This window comes from Clostridium sp. YIM B02569 (assembly GCF_022320765.1).
Lineage (GTDB): Bacteria > Bacillota > Clostridia > Clostridiales > Clostridiaceae > Clostridium > Clostridium beijerinckii.
Map to the genome: position 1 here is coordinate 160,004 of NZ_JAKJJX010000007.1, position 23,001 is coordinate 183,004.

A 23,001-nucleotide genomic window follows, 5' to 3' on the forward strand; every position below is an offset into this window, starting at 1 on the left:
AAAGATTAAAGTGTAGGGATATCTATATATTACTAAAATAAGAAAAAAAGCTGGAATAAACTATTATTTTTTAGATTATTCCAACCAGAAATGAGTAATATACTTTTGTGGAATGTTTCATTGGTAATTTTGATGGATGTGATTCTTTGGCTATAAGTTGTTCCAAATGTGCTAGTTCATAGCTTGTTCTTTGAGGCTAGCACTTTGGGTGCAACTTTATAGCCTTAGAATCACCCATCATAATTACCTAAAAACTGGAACAAAAGTATGTTATTCATTTCGGTGAGTATACGCATAAGTATAGATTGTAGTTGGGTTATTTATAATTCAAAGTACCGCTACTACTATTAGTTACTGCTAAGTACCCAAGGTTTTTCAATACTATTTTTTAATATATTATAAGTATTGATAAGATTCATTAGTGAATTATCTAAATCCTTACTCTTTAAAAGTTCAGCTTTAAAGTCATTTTCAGTTATTATTCCTAAATCTACTTTTGCTTTTAGAGACCTAAGCTTTGTATTATTAGATATAATCTGTTCATTTAATCTCTTTATTTGATTTTCCAAGTCACACAATGTTGAATAATTCTCTTTTAAGACATTTTTAAGACTTTTCTTTGAATCATCTAATTTAACCTTAGCTTCCGCTAAACTGTATCTACCTTCTAAATAGGACTGATAATTATTAAATGCATTTAAGTATTGCTGCACATAGCTAACAATGGCTAAACAATATTCCTGAGTATTAAAAGTTTTGTTGCCATCGCCATCAATCTCGTAATAATCATTTTTATTAACCTTCACTACTTTATTTTCATAGTAACTAAGTTTATTCATATCCTCTTCCCGTAGCTCATGCATATAATCATCAGTAAGTTTAATAATTTCATCATTATACTTTAAATAACTATCTATTTTATCATCTAAATATTCATCTAGTGAGACATCTATTTTTAATGTTTTATAACTAATACTTGAGTCCAATGTATAATCTGATAAATTTAGATTTGTTAATACTCCTAAATAATCCAAATTATTTTTTAATGAGTTTTCTTTAGCCTTTATCTCATCTTGTACCTTATTCAGTTCAATCTGCTTATCCTCCAACTGATTAGGAATCGCAAGCCCTACTGAAACTTTTATTTTTAAAGCATCTAAATCATTATTTTTGATTTCTAAGCCTGTTTTCAATTTGTCTATATCAATCTTTTTTAAGATGATTGCATTATACCTCTTTGTAACATCATTTGTTATTTGATCATGCAAAAAAGCTTCAGACTGAGCCGTTTGTTTCTTTTGAAGTTTAAGCTTATCAGATGGAAAGTCATCTACTGTATCATTGCCGGTCTTTAAATTGTTATCATCCGAGAAATCATCTTTTTCATCCTGAAGGTCCAACTTATCATCATACAGTTTCAATTCTTTTTCTTTCAAAGCTAACTTATCACTATTATCAACAGCACATTTTATAAGCTCATCTAAAGTGATTACTTTCTTTGTTTTAGTAGTTTGTTCATCTAAAGTATTTGTATTTTCACCTGATGTACTTGAATTTAATACAATAGAATTATTTTTATCTGACACTGTTTTCGCATTTTCAACTGCAAAAGCAGGAACAATCGCTCCATTAATCATGCTAACTGTAATACCAGCTGCAATTACTTTATTTATCTTCTTATTCATTATTATTCACCCACTTATTTAATAATTTGATTTGTTACTCTTTCATATTTCTTGTACTCAATTTTTTCATGTCTATAGCTTGCCCAGAAGCACTCATTAATGAGTTAAATATTTAGAATTAGAAATATCCCAAACAATGAAATTTGATACACATAAGTTTACTTCTCATTGAATAAAACTATAGGGTTCCATATTCATAACAATACATATCCACTGGTTCAATTTCCTGAATAACAACGATATTACAATTTCATAAGTTTGAATATCATTGACGAACTCCATATATAGATACACTATTTAAGAATTTGATTTATTAGATGAACATATTTACAAAGTTGCTAAAACTTTAAGTTTATATCTTCACTAGAAATCATAAATATATTTGTGAAGAAAACATTTGAAAATGAGCTGTTAAGGGATCTTAGCTGTAGGTTGTTCCATTTTAGCTTGTCACACTGAAAGTTGGAGCATGCTAAAGTGGATACAACCTGCTGCTTAGAACCTTCAGCGATATTTTCATAGCTTTTTGTCTACTTTGTACCAAGAAGCATAAATAACTGGAAGTACAAACAAGGTTAAGATAGTTGCAACAAATAGTCCTCCACTCATTGCCACTGCCATAGGACCCCAAAAAGTATTTTTAATTAATGGTAACATCCCTAAAATTGCAGCTACAGCAGTTAAGATAATTGGCCTAAATCTTAAGATAGTTGAATCTATAATGGCTTCACGGATAGATTCTCCAGTCTTAATATGATTTGCAATTTGATCAACCAAGATGACAGAATTTCTTATGATTATACCCATTAGTGCTAAAATACCTAACACTACGACAAACCCCATTGGACTGTTAAGCATAAGTAAAGCTAATGTTACCCCAATTATTCCAAGTGGTGCTGTAAGTAAGGTCATTATCATCTTTGGTACGTTTTGGAGTTGAAGCATCAAAAGAATTACCATTAAAACTATCATAATAGGAACAACATCTCTAACCTGAGCTAATCCTTTATTACTTCTTTCAAGAGCTCCACCCATATCTATGCTGTATCCTGAAGGGAGGGTCTTTCGTAAATCTTCAAGCTGATTGTATATATTTGTTTCTGCATCATTTCCTGTTATGCCTGGTAATACTTCTGCTTGAACTGTTATAGTGGGTTTCAAATCTCTTCTTACTATATAGCCATCTTCAGCATGATAATTTATTTTAGCAATTTGATCCATTGGTATAAAACCGCCGCTTGGTATTGGAATATTTATATTCTTTATATAACCAAGATCATTAATATTAACTGAATCCATTTTAACTACTATATCTACAGTCTTATCATCTTGTCTAAATTGAGATACTGTAGTGCCGGATAATTGTCCTTGCAAGAATAGTGAAATTTGTTGACTGTCTAAACCAAGTGCCCTAGCTTTATCCTGGTCCACTTCAATAGACATTTCTTTTGTTTTTTCAAACCAGTCGAAATTAATATTGTATAATTTCTGATTAGATGCCATGGCATCTCGTACTTTTCCTGCAATTTCACGTACTTTGTCATTATCATAACCTGTAACACGAAACATGACAGGATAATTACTAGGAGGACCATTTTGGATAACCTTTATATGACTTTGAATATTTTCAAACCCGCTATCAAGCAATTGCTGAACATTCTTATTTACCCTTTCTCTTGATGCAATATCTTTCGTCAATATAACAAACTGTGCGACATTGCTATTCTGCGATGCAGGCTCTAAAGATAAAACAAATCGTGGAGCACCTCTTCCAACATAATAAGAATAATTAACGATGTCTTTATTTCCTTTTAAAGCTTCTGATAGACGATCTGCAGCTTCTTGAGTTGCACTAATTGATGAACCTTGTGGTAAAGTCATATCTACTAAAAGTTCAGGCCTTGTTGCCGCTGGGAAGAACTCTTTTTGAACATAATGTGAAAGTGCATAACCAGAAGTACAAAACAATATTACTGTTGTTGTTATTACTAATTTTCTATGATTTAAGCACCAAATTAAAACGCCACGAAATTTATTATAAAACTTGCTGTCATATACATCAGATTTTTTATTTTCATCATTTTTAATCTTTATTAAATCAAAACCTAATACTGGAACAAAGCAAACTGAAACAACCCATGAGAAAAGTAATGATATAGTAACTACAGTAAACACGCTTCCAGTGTATTCAGATGCACTTCCCTTGGAAAAGCCTATTGGTGTAAAAGCAGAACAAGTGATCAATGTACCTGTAAGCATAGGAAAAGCTGTTGATGTAAATGCGAAACAACCTGCTCTAAACCTATCCCATCCTTCCTCAAGTTTAACTGACATCATTTCAATTGCTATAATTGCATCATCAACCAATAGTCCCAGTGCAATTATTAAAGCTCCAAGTGATACTTTGTGAAGCGGGATCCCTAAAAAGTACATTCCAACAAACACGCCTGCAATAACCAGTGGAATTGATATTGCAACTACTAATCCTGTCCTGAAACCTAAGCTTACAAAACTTACTACCATTACAATAACAAGCGCTAAAACAAAAGTTTCTAAGAAATCATTAATAGAATCTGTAACAGCCTCAGGCTGATTAGCTACCTGATCTACATTTAAGCCAAGAGGTAAATCGTTTTTAATCTCATCTAGTGTTTTATCTAAATTTTTACCTAAGTTTAAAACATTTCCTCCCTTTTCCATGGAAACTGCAATTCCTATTGATTCCTTTCCATTAAAAAACATTTTAGGATCTGGCGGATCAGAATAACCTCGTGTAATACTTGCTATATCTCCTAAACGAAATGTTTGATTACCTGCTTTAATTGGTAGGTTTGAGATATTGTCAACATTATCAAACATTCCACTTACTCTAAGATAAACATTATCTGTTGATGTCTGAATCATTCCAGATGCTATAACAGAATTCTGTGTCTGTAGAGCACTGCTGATTGTATTCGGACTAATACCAAGCTGCGCCATTTTAGTATTTTCTATCTGAATAGATATTTTTTCTGTTTGAACACCTATTAAGTCAACTTTTTTAACATCTTTTACATTTAATAAAGTCCTACGAATATTTTCAGCTTTTTCTCTCATTTCTTCATAAGTATAGCCATCAGATGTTAATGCATAAACACAACCATACACATCATCATATCTATCATTGAAATTAGGGCCAACTATATTAGATGGCAAACTACCTTTCATATCATTAATATCATTACGAACTTCAACCCAAGTGTCTCTAATTTTATCTGAAGCCACGTCATCTTTTAAATCAATGAAAATAACTGATCTTCCAGGAAAAGAATAACTTTTTATATAGTCCTTATTAGGTATATCTTGAAGTCTTCTCTCTATTTTATCTGTAACCTGCTCCTCAACCTGACTTGCAGTTGAACCTGGCCAAACGACAGTTATGTACATCTCACGAATAGTAAATTCAGGATCTTCATTTCTTCCAAGTTTAGGATAAACAAAAATCCCAGACACAATTATTGTAATAGCTAAAAAATAAACCAGTTGTTTTCTATTAAGACACCACTCTGTCAGATTGAAACCCTTCATTAATTATCACTCCCTACTCTTACGTCCTGACCTTCGCGCAGTTTGGTAATGCCAGCTGTCACCACTACATCTCCTTCGCTTAAGCCATCACTTACTGTAACCTGATCACTACCAAAATCCTTTACTGTAATATTTTTCAGGGTGACTGCATTATCTTTAACAACCCAAACAGCTGGAGATGAATCTGGCTGATATACTGCTCCAAGCGGTATCCATATTTGACTTGATGAGTTATTTTCATTAATAGACACACTAGAAGACATTCCTATTTTTATGCTAGGAGGTGGATCTATAAGATTTATTCTAACTCTGTAAGTACGTGATGCATCATTAGCTACTGGAGAAATTTCTCCTAAAGAGCCTTTCAATTTAACATCTGATAAAGCCGAAAAGCTCATATTGATTTCTTTAGCACTTTTTAATTGATCAATTCTATTTTCAGGAACATTAATTTCTACTTCTAATTGATTATTCTGAACTAGTGTTATAATCTTCTGCCCAGGTGTGACAACTTGTCCTTCTTCAGCGTCAACACTGCTAATTACTCCAGATTTATCAGCATATAACTTACAATAATCCAGTTGATTCAAACTTTGAGTATGCAATGCATTGGCCTGTTCTAATGCATCCTTTGCTGTTTCATCAGCATTTGCATAATTATCATATTCTGCCTGAGAAATGAATTTAGATTGATAAAGTGGTTCATATCGTTTTAAATTATCTTCAGCCAGTTTATATTTGGCTTCCGCTAGTGAAACTGCTGCTTCAGAATTTTTTACTGCTTGTTCAATATCTCTAGAATCAAGTTCCATGAGAACTGCTCCTTGTTCCACCTTATCTCCAACTGACACATTTTTTTTAATAATCTTTCCTCCTACTTGGAATGCCAGTTGACTTTTATAATGAGGTTGGACTACTCCTGAATAGACATATTCTGAATCTTTATTTGAGGTTGAAATCTTTAGAGTTTTTACTACAGGAGGAGGCAAAACTGTTTCTTCTTTCTTTGAATTTGTTTTCACTACTTTAAAAATAAAAAAACAAATAGCCACTATTCCGATAACCAGTAAAAACTTTTTTATCATCTTAATTTTCATTGTAAAGCACCCCTTTTAGCCTTTTAAATTTTCTTGATTGTATCTTCAATCAAATTACCTATTCAATCACACAACACTGTGTTGTATAATTAAATTATAACTGATATGAAACTTTCATCAATCAACAAAAAACTCCCAAGTGTTGGAAAGAAGGAGATAATATGAATAAACAACCTGAAATTACCGAACAAACAAAAAGAAATATTATAGATGCATTTTGGAAGATTTTAAAACAGAAAAGATTAGATAAGATAACAGTAAAAGAAATAGCCGATGTAGCAGGCTATAATCGAAGTACATTCTATGCTTATTTCACAAGTGTAAGTGATATACTTGAACAAGAAGAAAATATTCTGCTAAATTATGTACATGATAATGCAAGCAAAATCTTGTTTCCCCACTTAATTAAAGGTTTAAGACCTAAAGCTTCTGAGCTATATTTCTTTGCCAAAAGTGAACATTTGAAAATTTTACTCAGTGAAAATGGTGACCCCGAATTTAAAGGACAACTAAAAAAGACAATTATTCCAATTGCCTTTAATGCATTTAACTTACCCAAGGATAATATTCACGCTGAGTATCTTTGTGAATTTTGTTTTTCTGCAGTAATATCAACCATAATCCATTGGTATGACAATCGAGAAATCGAAATAGATGAATTGTTCGATATACTTTGGACAATGGTTACAAAAGGTGTACTATTTGAATATAAAAAATTAATATAAAACAGACATACTTAGCTAAAACATTATACTTAAATAAACTGTGTATAATTTCTTCTACTTCCAAAGAAATTATACACAGTTTTGACTTTACATTGATCATTCCCATTCTTAAACATATAGTGTTAAAATTGTAGCCAAAATTAAAACTCTTCAATAATATTAAAGCATTTTTTTATATCACGCTCTCCTTTCGCTACCACATCACTTAGCAGCCAGATATTTTCCTCTGCTTTTTGAAACTTCCAATATTGTACAAAAGTCTTAACTTTGTTATTTCCAAAGAGAATTTCTCCATCTGTTTCATCTACAACATAATCCTTTGCATTATATTTAATGACGAACCAGACAACATCTTTATAACTATCATGATGATGAATAATTCCAACTGGGTCTGCTTCTATAAGTTCAAGTTCTTCTATTATCCTTCCGACATTCTCAAAAGAATATCTTTTACATTGTGATTGCAGCGCATCATAAAACTCAGTACCCATATATTTTTGGCACATTTCAAAGTTCATACGTTCCAGTGAGTCAATTACCTTAGAAAATGTTTCTTTTACAGTTCTTCTAAGAAAAGCATAAGCGATATTTTTAGGATCTTTTTTTATTGTATTTATAAATTCATTTGTTTTCTTCTTTTTCTTATTCATCTCGTTATTATATATAAGATTATTAATGCAATAATTATCCAACTTTAAAATATGAATGATAATTATTACAAAGCTTAAACCCACTAAAAAAGCAGATTTTATTGGGAATTCTCCTCCATTATGATACCACTTAATAATATCAGGCAATCCTAACTTATTTAAAAGTGCTATTAACGTAATCATCACAATAAGCATTTTAGTCTTAAAAAAGAATAGATCCGTCATAGCTTCTCTATCATATCTATTACGTTTATCAGTAGCTATATTTAAATAATACAAAGTCTCAGAGTCATTTAACATCAGAACTATCTTCTTAACATATTTACTGCGCTTATTTGGCTCTTTAAATATTTCCCACATATTATTCCCCCTGAATATATATAAGTTTATGACTTACAAAATGCTATTTTCATTAAGGAACTTCTTATTAAAATAAAATTCATTTTTTATTAGCTTCTAAAAATGCTGTTTCAGCTGTTTTTTATCCTCAAAATATAATGAATTCATATAGTTTTGTTATTGGGGACAACCCAATATAAATACTAGACAAAGCTCATCCATTTTTTCTTCCAAATTCACATTTGTGTAAGCACATTATCGTATTCTCAATTACACTATTTTCATATAATAATTATAATATTAATTCCAATATTATGTATATAGCTAAACAAATATAGGGTATATTCATTTAAAATCTATTATTTCTTATAGCCTCAATATACTACATTCCATAAAGTAATGTGGTTCTTGTTTAATATAAATTATTATATTGTTAAATTTCTTTATTTGTAACTTTTTAATTTTTTTCATTGTTAAAAATTTTTATTGGAAAAAGAAAATATCCTACATTATCAAGTTACATATAAAGATACTTGTAACTCGTAAACTTAAATGTTATAATTCATATATAAGTTACACATTTTATATTTTGTAACTCACAACTTTTAACTATGATAACATATTCAACTTGAAAGGTGGAATTTAACATGCGTATTTTTGTTACAGGTGCTACAGGATTTATAGGGTCTAAAATCGTTAAAGAATTACTTGATGCAGGACATAATGTAATAGGACTTGCTAGGTCAGATGCATCAGCTGCATCACTTACTGCTATTGGATCTACAGCTCATCGTGGCTCTTTGGAGGATCTTGACAGCCTTCGCAGTGGGGCTTCTTCAGCAGACGGAGTAATTCATGCAGCCTTTGATCATGATAATTTTATTACTAATTTTGCAGCTTGCTGCGAAACTGATCGTAATGCTATTGAAGCACTAGGCTCTGCACTTGCAGGAACTAATAAACCATTAGTAGTTACATTTGGAACTGCAGGCATCAAGCCTGGCGATGTCGTAACTGAAGATGATAGAGCTAGCAATAGTTTAACTGCAGGAACTAGAGCAGCTTCAGAAACATTGGCACTTTCACTAGCATCTAAAGGTATACGTGTTTCAGTAGTTCGTCCTGCACCAATAGTATATGGTGATGGTGAAAAATATGGCTTGGTTACTATACTTATTGAAATAGCTCGCAGTAAAGGCTTCTCTGCTTATGTAGGCGATGGCTTTAACCGCTGGCCAGCTGTTAACAGACTTGATGCTGCGAAACTTTATAGACTAGCACTAGAAAAAGCATCAACCGGATCAATATTTCATGCAGTAGCTAACGAAGGTGTACCTATTCGCGAAATTGCAGAAGCTATCGGCCGTCGTCTTAGTGTACCAACCAAATCAATATCTCTAGAAGAGGCAACTAACCATTTTGGAGCTCTAGGACAGCTTATTGCTGCAGATATTCCAGCATCCAATGCTTTAACTCAAGAAAGACTTGGATGGAAGCCAGAACATTTAGGACTAATTAAGGACATTGATAGAGCTTAGTTCTTTATATATTTTTTAAATATCCTCTCAATTGGAGATAAAATAAAGAGCCAAGTAAAAACAATAGTTAAAATTGTTTTTTGCTTGGCTCTTAAATAATTTATTTCATTTTAATCCAATTCTTATTCAAATACAGCCGCTACATCATTTAAGCATTTTGTAATTTCTATATGTTGTGGACAATGTCCTTCACATTGCTTACATCCTATGCAATCAGAAGCCTTTCCATGCTCTTGAGTTAAATTATTATAGTAGACCTGTGAAATCCCAGGGCCAAATTGTTTATAGTTATTATATAGAGAGAAATATTTTGGTATTTGAATATTCTTTGGACATCCATCTACACAATACTGACATGCAGTACATGGAACTGCAATGCTACTATTAATAATATCTGTAGCTTTTTTAATAATTTCTTTTTCTTCATCATTTAAAGGCACAAAATCCTGCATATAACTTGTATTATCAAGAAGTTGTTCCATATTTGACATTCCACTTAATACCATCATTATTCCTTCATGACTTGCTACAAATCTTATTGCCCATGATGGCACAGACATATCTTTATGGTATTCTTTAAACAATTTCTCTGCTTCTTCTGGTACATTTGCAAGAGTCCCGCCTTTAATTGGTTCCATAACAACAACTTGCTTATTATGTTTTCTTGCAACTTCATAGCATTTTCTAGATTGAATACTTTCATTGTCCCAATCAATATAATTAATTTGTAATTGAACAAAATCTACTTCTGGATGAGCAGTTAAGATTTCATCTAATAAATCTGCATTATCATGAAAAGAAAAGCCCATATTTTTTACTCTTCCTTCTTCTTTCTTTTTTTGAACAAATGCAAAGCTATCGAACTTTTGAGCATTTTTATAATTTGATACACCTAAGTTGTGAAGGAGATAATAATCAAAATAATCCACACCGCATTTTTCTAATTGCTCGTCAAAAATTCTTTCTTGATCTCCCTCTTTTTTCAAAAACATAGTTGGTAGTTTTGATGCTACTGTAAAACTATCTCTCTTATGACGTTTTACTAAAGATTCTCTCAAAGCAATTTCACTCTTAAATGCATGATACATATACGCTGTATCAAAATAAGTAAAGCCCCTTTCCAAAAAAGTATCTACCATTTTATTTAACATTTCAAAATCGATACTTTCTTGATTTTCTTGATCTTTTAGCGGAAGACGCATAAATCCAAATCCTAATTTTTTCTTTTCCATCTCTTCGTTTCTCCTTAACTCTTTTAAAATAGTAAATTAAATTGTAATTTTCATGCCCTCATTCATAAATTGAATTAAATATTTAAGTAATTCTTATTACAAACTAAATTCTACTACTTTGAGTGGACTCTAAGTCAAGTATTTTTTCACTCTCCCCCTAAAATGAAAAAGTAACTTCTTGATTGCAATACTAAGTTCATTTTACGCGAAGTTGGCGTTGAATTTTACGGACTTTCAAGAATCAAAGCCTACTTATTTACTTAACGTTTTATTTAGAATTATATTCCTTCACGCTTATTAAGTATTATTCCCCCCAACTATTTTTGCATATCTTATATATTTCATATATTTCTTCATCAGTATACTTTTCAAAAACATGTTGATTCCAATCCCATCTACTATTTTGCACTCTATAATTTCCACAACAACTTATTTTAGGATGCTCCATTACATTTAAATTTGGGTCCGTTCCTTTAACTAAAGAAATTAAATCTTTTTTATCTAAATCAAGCTTCAAATCCATATCTCCTTTGATTTCATTACTTAATTATATTCCTAATAAATTATTATATTCACTTATCTTTTAGTATCATTTTTTATACTATGTTACAGAAAAGTGCGCTCTTATATAAACTGGTTGATTATGTTATAAATATATTATAGAAATATCAATTTAACTTTCTCCGCAAGGAATAAAATAAAATAAAATAAAATATATGAATTAAGGGGGACCTTTAAAATGACAAGACAATCTTTATTAATAAAACGTTATGATAAGTTAAGCACAAAGGTAATTGAGGCTTTGAAAAAGCGTCATTTTGATGCTTTTTATTGCAAGACTAAGGACGAAGCAGTTCAGCAAATTTTGGATTTGATTCCAGAAAACCATGTTGTGTCTTGGGGTGGCTCTGAAACCTTAACTGAAATTGGCATAAAAGAACTTGTAAAAGAAAAATGCTATCAAGTTATAGATAGAGATACTGGAAAGAGTCCTGAAGAACGAACAGAACTTATGAGAAAAGCACTTTTATGTGATACATTTTTAATGAGCAGCAATGCTATAAGCGAAGACGGTCAGCTATTTAATATCGATGGAAATGGGAATCGTGTAGCAGCCATGATTTTTGGACCTAAAAGCGTCATAGTTGTAGCTGGAATGAATAAAGTTGTGAAAACTCTTGATGATGCAATTCAAAGAGCTAGAACAATTGCTGCACCATCAAATATGCAGCATTTTCAAGATATGAAGACTCCATGCTATATAAATGGCAGCTGTGGAGACTGTCTAAGCCCAGATTGTATTTGTTCGCAAATGGTAACAACAAGAACTAGCAGGCCCGCAAAAAAGATAAAGGTTATACTAATTGGAGAAGACCTTGGCTTTTAAGCAGAGAACCCGAATCTGTGATTCGGTGTGAATCGCTTACTCAGCGAACGTATATAAGTCGAGTTTCCTTTTAAAATTTCTCTAGAGATCAATAAATATGTTTGCTTGGAATGGCTATAAAAATATCGCTGAAGATAGTGAACTCACGGTTGTGGTCACTTAAACATGCTCCCGCCTTGGGTGTGACAAGTCAAAGTGTAACAACCATAAGCTAAATATCTTTAGCAGCTCATTTTTAAATTCCATTCTCCATATTATGACCCTTGTGGCTACAAAAATATTTATTCGTTACGATATAGATAATTGTTTTGTTAAAGAAATTATTAACTATGTTACAATTTTTTATGCATACGGAAATCGATAATGTTTTCCAATTATTCTGTGGTCGTACTTCGAACTATATGTATATTTTAGTCTGTATTTTAAATTAGTGTTGAAAGTTTACAGTTAGCTTATCTATATAAAGGCATAAAAAATAACAAGTTCCCTACAATTGTAGAAAACTTGTTATCTTTATATAGTTTATTTAAATAGGTTTAATTCACAATCCGAAAATAGTAAATCAGTATGCAGGTGATTTATTATTTTCTCATGTGCCTAATGTGAGGGCATTTTAATTAGTCTTTTTCATATAGTTTATTTAAATAGGTTTAATTCACAATCTGAAAATAATAAATCAGTATGCAGGTTGATTTATTATTTTCTCATGTGCCTAATGTGAGGGCATTTTAACTAGTTTTTTATGATATTATCTAAGCATCCATCCTGAAAGTACCATCATTTGAACTTCTGATGTTCCTTCATAGATTTCTGTTATCTTAGCATCACGCATCATTCTTTCAATTGGATAATCACTTGTGTATCCATAACCACCAAATAATTGTAAACAACGATTTGTTACATCTGTAGCATTTCTAGCAGCAAATAATTTTGCCATAGCAGCTAAATGTGTGAATTTTTGATGATCATCTTTTGCACATGCAGCTTGATATACTAAAAGTTTTGCAGCTTCTGTATTTGCACGCATTTGAGCAAGTTCAAATTGTGTATTTTGAAATTGAGCAATAGATTTTCCAAATTGAACACGTTCTTTAACATATTTTACAGTTTCTTCTATTGCACCTTCTGCAATACCAAGAGCTTGTGCAGCGATACCAATACGGCCTCCATCAAGAGTTGCCATTGCAATACCAAATCCTTTTCCTTCTTCTCCTAAAAGATTTTCCTTTGGAACTATACAGTTATCAAAGAATAATTCACATGTAGAAGATGCACGAATTCCCATCTTTAATTCATGGCTTCCAACTGAAAATCCTGGGAAGTCTTTTTCAACGATAAATGCCGAAATACCTTTTGTTCCTTTACTCTTATCTGTCATAGCAAATACAATATATGTGTCTGCATATCCTGCATTAGTAATGAAGATTTTGCTTCCATTTAATATATAATTGTCTCCATCTAATACTGCTGTTGTCTTTTGCATTGAAGCATCAGTTCCAGCTACGGGTTCAGTTAATCCAAAGGCACCTAATTTTTCACCTGAAGCAAGTGGTTTTAAATATTTTTCTTTTTGAGCATCTGTACCAAATGTGTAAATTGGTGTTGCACAAAGGCTTGTATGTGCTGAAACTATAACACCTGTTGTTCCACAACATTTAGATAATTCTTCTACACATTGTATATAACTTAATGTGTCCATTCCAGCTCCGCCGTATTCTTCAGGAAATGGAATTCCAAGCAAGCCCATTTCAGCCATTTTTGCTACATTTTCTTCTGGAAATCGCATACTTTCATCGATTTCTTTTGCAATTGGTTTTACCTCATTTTCTGCAAATTCACGATACATTTCTAGTAATTGTTGGTGATTTTCATCTTGTTTAAAATCCATTTTAATTTCCTACCTTTCTTTTTTTCATCTTTTCCTTTTTTATTTCATGGGATGTTAATATATATATAAATTTTTTAATTATGAGCTTAATTTTCTATCGGACAACATACCTTACCTGGATTCATAATAGAATTTGGATCGAATACTTCCTTAATACCTTTCATTAATTCCATATTTATTTCTCCAACGCTATCAGCTAAATAAGCCATCTTTCCACTACCAATTCCATGTTCGCCTGAAACAAGTCCACCGCATTTGATTGCTTCTTCGTAAATAATCTTAAAGAATTTGTCAACTCTTGTCTTGAATTCTTCTTCTTCTAAATCGTTACTACATTGGTATATGTGAAGATTTCCATCTCCTGCATGTCCAAAACTCTTAATAGTTAATCCACACTCTTCACCAGTTTTATTTACAAAAGCAAGATAAGGAGCGATTTTATTTACTGGAACTACAACATCACATTCATCTAATAATTTTGTTTCTGCCATAATAGCTTCTAAGAAACTTGAACGCGCTGCCCATGCATCCTTTATTTTTGCAGGTGTATCAGCTACAAGAACATCAATTGCTCCTGCTTCTAATACTATTTCACTTGCTTGCTCAATAAGATTATTTAATTCATCTTCATTACCTGCATCTATAGTAACGAGTAAATAAGCATTTGCAGTAACTCCATCAATTACTTGTGGGAATACACTCTTTCCAATATATCTTTCACTAGATAAAACAATTTCTCTTTCCATGAATTCTATCGCTTGTGGATTCATGTGTTCCATTCTAAATTTTGGAACAGTAGAAATACAATCATCTAAATTTTCAAAAGGAATAATTAAACTTGCTACTACCTTTGGCGCTGGCATTACTTTCAATGTTAGTTCTGTAATAATTCCAAGTGTACCTTCTGAACCAATCATTAGATTTAAAAGGCTATAACCTGAGCTTGTTTTTGATACTGTAGCACCAAATTTAGTAATTTCTCCTGTTGGAAGAACAACTGTCATTGCACGTACATAATCACGTGTCGCACCGTATTTAACGGCTCTCATTCCACCAGCATTTGTTGCAACATTTCCACCGAGGCATGCAAATTTTTCACCTGGATCTGGAGCATATAATAATCCTTGTTTTAAACAATCCTCTGCAAGGTCATTTAATAGAACTCCAGCTTCTACATTAACAACAAAGTTTTCTAAATCATAAGAAATTATTTTGTTCATTTTTGTAATATCGATTAAAACTCCTCCAAGTAGTGGAACTGCTCCACCTGTAAGTCCTGTTCCTGCTCCTCTTGGAGTTACTGGTATTTTATTTTCATTACATATTTTTACCACTGCAGCAACTTCTTCTGTAGAATGTGCCATAAACACAACTTGTGGAGCTACTTTTCCGTAGATAGGCATTTCATCGTGACTATAGTCATCGTTTATATCAGCTCCTGTTAAAATATGCCCTGGTGCTGCCTCCTGTAATTTTGAGATTATCTCCTCTGTCAATTGATTATACTCAGCCATAATATTCATTCCTTTCTAAGATATTAGATGTAAAATTCACTTTATCTTTCTTTAGCAAATTACTACGCCGAACTAATTCAGTTTACATTTTATACCCTAAGGGTATAAAATGTAGGCTTTTGAATAAAGTTCTTTAATTTTCTAAAAACTACTGAATTTTCCTGGTAAACTTTAAACGGTCACCTGTAATATATATCAACTGCCTTAAAGTGTTCCAACAAAACATACTATTCCAGCTATAACTACATAACACACAAAGTATTTAAATACGCTTTTTAAAATTTTACTTTCCGAACCTGATTGATTAATTGCACTTGCACCAATTGCAATACTTTGAGGGCAAATCATCTTTCCTATACCTGCTCCAAGAGTATTTGCTGCTGCCATCCATGCACCAGAAAGTCCAAGATTTTGTGCGGTTTGTACTTGTAATCCTCCAAATAAAACACTGGTTGATGTACCTGATCCAGTTACAAATCCTCCAATTGCTCCAATTAATGGAGAAATTAATGGGTATGCTCCTCCAGTTACTACAACTAAAAGACTTGCAATATCTGAAATCATTCCACTATACCCCATTACCTTTGCTGTTGACATAACTGCACAAATTGTAACGATTGTTTTCCAGTTTGCTTTTAATGTGCTACGCAGTACATCAAGTATTGTTGATATTTTTGCGCCTTGAACGAGACCGCCAATGACTGCTGCAACAAGAATGATAACACCTGGTGTATTAATCCAGCTGAAAGTTAGAGTATTTCCACCTTTACCAGCATATACGCTTGTACTAGTTTTAAATACTGCAATTGCATCATGAACTGGTGCACATAATGTTGATGTAGCCATTAACATTACGAATATTAAGATAAATGGACACCATGCTTGTACTGCTTTACCAAATGATAAAGCTGTTTCTTCTTTTTTCTTGTTAATTTGAATGCAATACTCGTCTTGAGGCTTTTTATTAAAGATTTTTGCTGCTACAACCGTACATACCATACAACAGATAGATCCTACTATATCTGGAAGTTCTGCTCCAACTGCTGTTGCTGTAATATAAGCAGGTACTGTAAATGATAATGCAGCGACTAATGTAACAAGAAATGCCCCCTTCAATGCCTTTATTCCTCCACCTACGATGCATACCATAATAAATGGACTTATAAAACAAAGAATTCCTTCAATTATTACTGTATTTACTGCCAATGTGTTTGATCCAACTCCGGTTACTGCTGAAAGTGTCACGAGTGGTATTCCTACTGAACCAAATGCTGTTGGTGTACTGTTAGCAACCAAACATGCTAGAACTGCTGAAAATGGATTTAATCCAACACCAGCAAGCATAGATGCTGGAATAGCAACTGCTGTTCCAAACCCAGCCATTCCTTCCATGAAATTACCGAATCCCCATCCAATAATTAATGTTAAAACCCTTTTATCCATAGAAACTCCGGCCAACATTTCCTTTATGAAATCCATTGCACCTGTACGTAAAATTAAATTATACGTAAACAAAGCTGCAACGATAACTAAACAGATTGGCCACAATGCGTTGAGTACTCCTTCAAATACTCCTGTCACAGTATAAACCACATTTAATTTCCAGAAAAAAATAGCTAAAAACATTGTAAGAACAAGTGCAATAGAGCAAGCTTTATAACCTGGCATTTTTAATCCACTGAGTGCAACTATAAGCCAAATGATAGGTAATATCGCCATTAAGAATTTAAAAAACAACATTCTTTTATCCTCCTCATACAATTTTTAAATGGTATAACCTTTTAAAAATTGTTATTACTATTTTGGTCTTAATTACATAGCTTCCCACTTGTTGATTCAATACTATTTTTACATATATTCGGATTTAGTTGTTTTTTATATGCTGCGTCTCTTATTCAATTATGTTTTTTAATAATTCTCCAAGTATACAAGTGTGAAATTTATACATAATTTCATTTTCTTGTGAATTGAGATTTATTTTTTTGGTTATCCCACCAACTTTTTGGTGGGATAACCATTTATCTTATCTGGAAAAAGTATTTATTCTGCTTTTGCTTTTTTCATTTCTTCAATCATAATTGGAAGGATTTCATTTACATTTCCAACAATTGCTACGTTAGCAACTTCAAAGATTGGAGCTTCTTCATCTTTATTAATTGCCACAATATAATTGGAACCTGTCATTCCTGATGTATGCTGTGTTGCTCCAGAAATACCGCATGCAATATAAAGTTTTGGTGCTACGATTTTTCCTGATTGTCCAACTTGGTGTGCACGAGAAATCCAACCGTCTTCAATTGCTGGTCTTGTTGCGCCTACTACGCCTCCAAGTACACGTGCTAATTCTTCAACTAGTTTGAAGTTTTCTGCACTTCCCATTCCACGTCCACCAGAAACAATAACTTCAGCTTCTTCCAAATTAACAGATTCAGAAATTTCTTTTACTGTATTAATAATTTTTGCCTTAATAGCATCAGCTGGAATTTCTATTTTCCTTTCTGTAACGTCTGCATTTGAAGTGGCTTCTGGCTTAGGGAAACTTCCATTTCTAACTGTTACTACAGCTGTTCCCTCTACTTCAATATGTTCTAAGATTGTACCGCCATAAGCTGGTCTAGTATATATAACTTTATCATCAGCTTTACTCATTCCTATTACGTCACTTACACATCCCAAATTCATACGACCTGCAATACGTGGTGCAACATCTTTAGCAAGTGTTGTATTAGCTAATAAAACAATATCTGGATTTTCTTCCTTAACAGTTTCTGATAATAATTCTGTCAAAGTATCACAATCTGTAGCTGTATCAGTAAAAATAACTGGAATTCCAAATGCTGCTATTGTATCTGCAATAGCTTTATTTCCTACTACAAGAGCTGTTCCTTCTGCATCTAATGCTTTTGCTGCGTTAATAAGTTCAATACTTCCACCTAATGCCTTTTCTCCATCTGTTTCAATGAATAATAATGCTTTCATACTTTCGTTTCCTCCTTAATTAGATTGCCTTATCTTTTTTCATTTGCTCCATAACAGCACTTACTGCTAAAGTAGCATCCTTCTCTTGAATCTTGATACCAGCCTCTTTCTTAGGAGGTGCAACATATTCTATGCAACGTACTTTTGCTTGTTTTACCTCTCCAATTTCTGCTGCTGAATAAGTTGGGATTACTGCCTTACGGCTTGCCATCTTACTTTTTATAGTAGGATAACGTGGATCATAATCTGGCTTGCTTACTGTTACTACAGCTGGACATTCTAGTGAAACTAAATTATATCCTTCTTCAGTTTCTTGATGAATTTCCATAGAATTATCTTTTAAATCGATTTCAATAGCGCTGCTGACATAGCCTGTCTTTAATTTTTCTGCGAGCATAGCTCCAACTTGACCAGTAATTTCATCTGTAGATTCTTTTCCACAAAGAATCAAATCAAATTTTTCACCTTTATCTGCTTCAATCTTATGAATAGCATCTGCCAAAACATCAGCTGTTCCCATAGCATCTAAATCTGCATATAAGTCATCTTTTACAAAAAATGCTTCTTTAGCTCCTACAGCAAGGCAATTTTTTAATGTGTTTAAAGAATCATCTGCTCCAACTGTTAATACACTAACTTTTCCTCCATGAGCCTCAGTAAAACGAACCGCTAGCTCTAATGCATATGTATCAAATGCATTTGCAACCAAACTGACTCCATTTAATTTAGGTTTTTTCTTTTCATTATCCAAATGGATTTCAATTGAATCATCTGGAACCTGCTTTACACATAACAGAATCTGCATACTTTCCCTCTCCTTTATCCTTTTAAATTGCTAAATTGTTTTTTGATAAAACCATTCTGTATCTTGGTGGTAAAAATCACCATCAAATAAATACTATCGCTAATTTATTTTCTGTATACGATATCGTAAATTGGTCTTACCAATTCACAAGTAAATTCTAACACACAGTACCATATATTTCAATCCCTAATATAAAAATTTTTTTATTAATATATTTTAGGTTATATTAACCTCGGATTATGAGAAAATTACCATGATTGATTAGCTATATTTCTTTCCAGAACTAAGATTACTGGGTATTTATCTCATTACTAAATGATAATTTGCATAAATAAATTTTAGAAGATCAAATTGATTTAAAAGATTTTACTAAACGAAAAGCAGGCAGAATATTTCTTAAGATCTCGCCGTTCCATAAGAAATTACAAAACTGAACCTGTATCAAAGGAAAAATTAGCAAAATTAATTGATATTGCAAGATTAGCTCCTACTGCAAGTAATAGTCAAGGCATATCCTTTATTGTAGTTCAAAATAAGCAATTACTTGAACAAGCTTTAGAAATAACTGTCCAAATTATAGAAAATTCATCTTTAAGATATTTAGTAGAAGAAGCTATAAAAAGTTATAGAGAAGATGGTTATGATTCAGTCTTCCGTGGTGCTCCAAATTTAATAATTGCAACATCAGATAAGAATTTTTCAAACGGTCGTAATAATGCTATTTCCTGTTTAACTTATCTTGAATTATTCGCCCCTTCCCTAGGACTTGGATCATGCTGGGCTGGAATTTTTGAGCATTGCATAGCCATTGAAGACTCACCACTGCTTAAATTATTCAATATTCCTAAAGATAAAAAAGTCGTAGGTGCCGTTATGGTTGGATATCCAAAGTATAGTTATAATAGATTAGTTGATAGAAACCCATTAGATGCTACTTTTATAGAATAATTAATAATTACACTGAAAAAAGCTATCCTGTAAAAGATAGCTTTTTTCTTTCTATTAAAATTTCAGAACTATATATAAATGCGTACTAAGCATTTTCTCCATTTTTCTTTTTTGCTTTAAGTATGTTGTAAATAATACCAAGGACTATAAACCATACAGGTGTTACAAATAAAGCAACACGAGTTTCATTATTAAGTGCCAATACAACTAAAATAAAAGCAAAAAATGCTAGAATTATATAGTTTATTATTGGATAAAGTGGCATTTTGAATTTGCTCTTTGCAGCAAGTTCAGGATTAGTTTTGCGATACCTCATGTGGCAAATAACTATGACTGCCCAAATATAGATAAAACAAAATGTTGATATACTTGTTATAAGCACAAATACTCCTTCAGGCATAACAAAATTTAGAATAACTGAAATCAAAATAACAATTGCTGAAAACATTGTAGCATTTGAAGGTACTTGACTAGAAGTCAGCTTTTTCATTGATTCAGGTGCATTTTCTTCTTTAGCGAGTGAATAAACCATACGGCTTGTACTGAAGATAGCACTATTACAAGCAGATGCTGCTGATGTTAATACAACAAAGTTTACAATACTTGCTGCTGCTGCAATTCCTACTGCTGCAAACACCTGAACAAATGGACTTTTATCCGGATTAATTGAATTCCAAGGATATATGCTCATGATAACAATAAGTGCCCCTATGTAGAATATAATGATTCTAATTGGAATATTGTTAATAGCTTTTGGAATAACATGCTCTGGTCTTTCAGTTTCTCCAGCTGTAAGGCCAACTAATTCAATTCCAGCAAAAGCAAACACTACCATTTGGAATGAAAGAATAAAACCATTTATTCCATTTGGAAATAACCCGCCGTGGCTCCAAAGATTTGCAAAGCTAGATGCACCAGCATCTGTTGAAAATCCTGTAATAATCATAAATATACCAATTACAATTAGTGCTAAGATTGCAACAACTTTAATTAAAGCAAACCAAAATTCCATTTCACCAAATAATTTTACTGCTGTAAGATTCATAATTAGTAAAATTACAAGAACAATAAGACTTGGAAGCCATTGAGGTATATTAGGAAGCCAGTATTGTATGTATAACCCGGCAGCAGTCAAATCAGCCATTCCAACTGAAATCCAACAAAACCAATATGTCCATCCAGTAATAAATGCCGCTCCGTTCCCTAAATAATCATATACAAAGTCTACAAATGAATGGTAATTTAAATTAGATAGTAATAATTCCCCGAGAGCACGCATAACAAAGAAGCATATTATTCCTGTTATTATGTAAGCAAATAAGATAGATGGACCAGCTAAGTGAATTGATCTTCCTGAACCAAGGAATAATCCCGTACCAATTGCACCTCCTATAGCAAGTAACTGAACATGTCGATTTTTTAGCCCTCTCGATAAATTTTGATTTTCTGATGTTGATTTATCCATTTTATTCCTCCATATTTATCAAAGCATATAGATAAATGCTTTATTATAAGTATTTTATAATCATGCGAATTTTTGTAGCTATTATTTCCCCAATATATTCCTCTAAAAATTTAATTTTCACTGTTAAATACTAATACATTTTTGACAAAGTTGCAATGATTTCTTGCTTTTTATAGCAAATTTATATAAATATAAATATTATTTTGTCATAATACTTTCATTATAGCCTTTATCACTGAAAAAAATATATATTTTACACAAAATTAATTTTATCAAAATCCATCATAAACTTATGTTAGAAATCAATTAGAAATCATATTATTTTTATCAAGCCCATTTTCTACAAGAATCGCATATAAAGTACCATCTGCCTTCATCTCTTTTATTTTTTCATTTAATGCATTTAATAAAGTTTTATCATTTTTTCTAACTGCTATCGCTATATTCCCACTTAATTCAGGTGTATAATCATTTAATATTCTTAAAGGTATATTTTTATTTTTTAGCAGAGAATATTTCACTATAACAGAGTCTACTAACCCTGCATCTATCTTTCTTTTATATATAGCATCCAATAATTCAGTTGAATTTTCAAAGATTGCTATATCCCTTATTATTTTATCATTTTTCCATCTTTCACCCATGCTCTCATATACTGTACCCTTTTCTACTCCTACTACTGCGTTTTTTAGATCGCTTTTAAAATTTATATTTGAAAATGTTGGAACTACAACAGCTTCTGTGGCTTTATATATTGGCTGTGTAAAGGCTACCATCTTTTCACGTTCAGGAGTTATAAATATTCCACCTGATGCGATATCTATACTGTCATCAGTATTTAATTTATCTAATAAATTTACAAATGGTGAGTTCCTAGTTTCAATTTTACTAATTCCAAGTCTGCTTCCAATTTCGGTTATTATATCAGCCTCAGTTCCCTCTAACTTTTTTGTACTTGGATCTATATAAAAATATGAAACATCATTTTGCGGTGAAGCAACAGTTATCTCTCCTTTTTCTTTTATCAACTGTAATCTATCCTTTTGTTCTGATACATTGGTTACTATAACCCTACTATCATATTTTCCAGCGCTGCTTTCAAAAATCATTCCAAAAAAATTTATAATAGTAATCAAAATTAAAACTTTTTCCGATAATTTCTTCATGTTGCCCTCCTTTAGA

17 protein-coding genes are annotated in these 23,001 nt (G+C 32.0%); 4 read left to right on the plus strand and 13 right to left on the minus strand.

Features of this window, described 5'->3' with window-relative positions; all coding sequences use genetic code 11:
* Nucleotides 1-347 precede the first annotated feature (347 nt).
* From L3B96_RS08615 to L3B96_RS08625, 3 genes are all read right to left on the minus strand, one after another.
* A complete protein-coding gene (locus tag L3B96_RS08615; protein ID WP_077831859.1) occupies nucleotides 348-1,685 on the minus strand; it encodes a hypothetical protein in 1,338 nt (445 codons plus the stop codon).
* 516 nt (nucleotides 1,686-2,201) lie between these two features.
* On the minus strand, nucleotides 2,202-5,252 hold the full coding sequence (locus L3B96_RS08620) for an efflux RND transporter permease subunit (protein ID WP_238860321.1): 3,051 nt from the start codon (nucleotides 5,250-5,252) through the stop codon (nucleotides 2,202-2,204).
* A complete protein-coding gene (locus tag L3B96_RS08625) occupies nucleotides 5,252-6,349 on the minus strand; it encodes an efflux RND transporter periplasmic adaptor subunit (RefSeq protein ID WP_238860322.1) in 1,098 nt (365 codons plus the stop codon). Before L3B96_RS08625 ends, L3B96_RS08620 begins: the two co-directional genes overlap by 1 nt.
* Before the next feature lie 161 nt (nucleotides 6,350-6,510).
* On the opposite strand from L3B96_RS08625, the gene L3B96_RS08630 reads away from it, so the two are divergent.
* Nucleotides 6,511-7,074, plus strand: a complete 564-nt coding sequence (locus L3B96_RS08630; protein ID WP_238860324.1) for a TetR/AcrR family transcriptional regulator — start codon at nucleotides 6,511-6,513, stop codon at nucleotides 7,072-7,074.
* A 140-nt stretch (nucleotides 7,075-7,214) separates the two neighbouring features.
* Here L3B96_RS08630 and L3B96_RS08635 read toward each other — a convergent pair whose 3' ends face one another.
* Nucleotides 7,215-8,084: a Tim44-like domain-containing protein gene (locus tag L3B96_RS08635; RefSeq protein ID WP_238860326.1), complete on the minus strand. Its 870-nt coding sequence runs from the start codon at nucleotides 8,082-8,084 to the stop codon at nucleotides 7,215-7,217.
* Between the two features lie 626 nt (nucleotides 8,085-8,710).
* Between L3B96_RS08635 and L3B96_RS08640 the strand changes: the two genes are divergently transcribed.
* Nucleotides 8,711-9,601, plus strand: a complete 891-nt coding sequence (locus L3B96_RS08640; protein WP_238860328.1) for an SDR family oxidoreductase — start codon at nucleotides 8,711-8,713, stop codon at nucleotides 9,599-9,601.
* 122 nt (nucleotides 9,602-9,723) lie between these two features.
* Here L3B96_RS08640 and L3B96_RS08645 read toward each other — a convergent pair whose 3' ends face one another.
* Nucleotides 9,724-10,833 carry an aldo/keto reductase gene (locus L3B96_RS08645; protein ID WP_039768772.1) on the minus strand — a complete coding sequence of 370 codons (1,110 nt, stop codon included), beginning with the start codon at nucleotides 10,831-10,833 and terminating at the stop codon, nucleotides 9,724-9,726.
* Between the two features lie 304 nt (nucleotides 10,834-11,137).
* Nucleotides 11,138-11,350: a hypothetical protein gene (locus L3B96_RS08650; protein WP_017212936.1), complete on the minus strand. Its 213-nt coding sequence runs from the start codon at nucleotides 11,348-11,350 to the stop codon at nucleotides 11,138-11,140.
* 222 nt (nucleotides 11,351-11,572) lie between these two features.
* Here L3B96_RS08650 and L3B96_RS08655 point away from each other — a divergent pair, with 222 nt between their 5' ends.
* On the plus strand, nucleotides 11,573-12,220 hold the full coding sequence (locus L3B96_RS08655) for a lactate utilization protein (RefSeq protein ID WP_023975401.1): 648 nt from the start codon (nucleotides 11,573-11,575) through the stop codon (nucleotides 12,218-12,220).
* 748 nt (nucleotides 12,221-12,968) lie between these two features.
* On the opposite strand, the gene L3B96_RS08660 is transcribed toward L3B96_RS08655, so the two are convergent.
* From L3B96_RS08660 to L3B96_RS08680, 5 genes are all read right to left on the minus strand, one after another.
* Nucleotides 12,969-14,108, minus strand: coding sequence for an acyl-CoA dehydrogenase (locus L3B96_RS08660; protein ID WP_012059083.1), 1,140 nt, complete (start codon nucleotides 14,106-14,108; stop codon nucleotides 12,969-12,971).
* 86 nt (nucleotides 14,109-14,194) lie between these two features.
* Nucleotides 14,195-15,622 (minus strand): FAD-binding oxidoreductase, encoded by a 1,428-nt coding sequence (locus tag L3B96_RS08665; RefSeq protein ID WP_012059084.1) that lies wholly within the window; start codon nucleotides 15,620-15,622, stop codon nucleotides 14,195-14,197.
* Between the two features lie 204 nt (nucleotides 15,623-15,826).
* Entirely contained in the window at nucleotides 15,827-17,362 is a 1,536-nt protein-coding gene (locus L3B96_RS08670) for an L-lactate permease (protein ID WP_038457654.1), read from the minus strand.
* Between the two features lie 300 nt (nucleotides 17,363-17,662).
* Entirely contained in the window at nucleotides 17,663-18,601 is a 939-nt protein-coding gene (locus tag L3B96_RS08675; protein ID WP_012059086.1) for an electron transfer flavoprotein subunit alpha/FixB family protein, read from the minus strand.
* Nucleotides 18,602-18,620: 19 nt separating this feature from the next.
* On the minus strand, nucleotides 18,621-19,406 hold the full coding sequence (locus tag L3B96_RS08680) for an electron transfer flavoprotein subunit beta/FixA family protein (protein ID WP_012059087.1): 786 nt from the start codon (nucleotides 19,404-19,406) through the stop codon (nucleotides 18,621-18,623).
* Between the two features lie 414 nt (nucleotides 19,407-19,820).
* Here L3B96_RS08680 and L3B96_RS08685 point away from each other — a divergent pair, with 414 nt between their 5' ends.
* Nucleotides 19,821-20,354 (plus strand): nitroreductase family protein, encoded by a 534-nt coding sequence (locus tag L3B96_RS08685; protein WP_238860348.1) that lies wholly within the window; start codon nucleotides 19,821-19,823, stop codon nucleotides 20,352-20,354.
* Nucleotides 20,355-20,439: 85 nt separating this feature from the next.
* Here the strand turns inward: L3B96_RS08685 and L3B96_RS08690 are convergent, their stop codons facing one another.
* A complete protein-coding gene (locus L3B96_RS08690) occupies nucleotides 20,440-21,819 on the minus strand; it encodes an amino acid permease (protein ID WP_238860330.1) in 1,380 nt (459 codons plus the stop codon).
* Nucleotides 21,820-22,121: 302 nt separating this feature from the next.
* A complete protein-coding gene (locus tag L3B96_RS08695) occupies nucleotides 22,122-22,985 on the minus strand; it encodes an ABC transporter substrate-binding protein (RefSeq protein ID WP_238860332.1) in 864 nt (287 codons plus the stop codon).
* Between the last annotated feature and the right edge of the window lie 16 nt (nucleotides 22,986-23,001).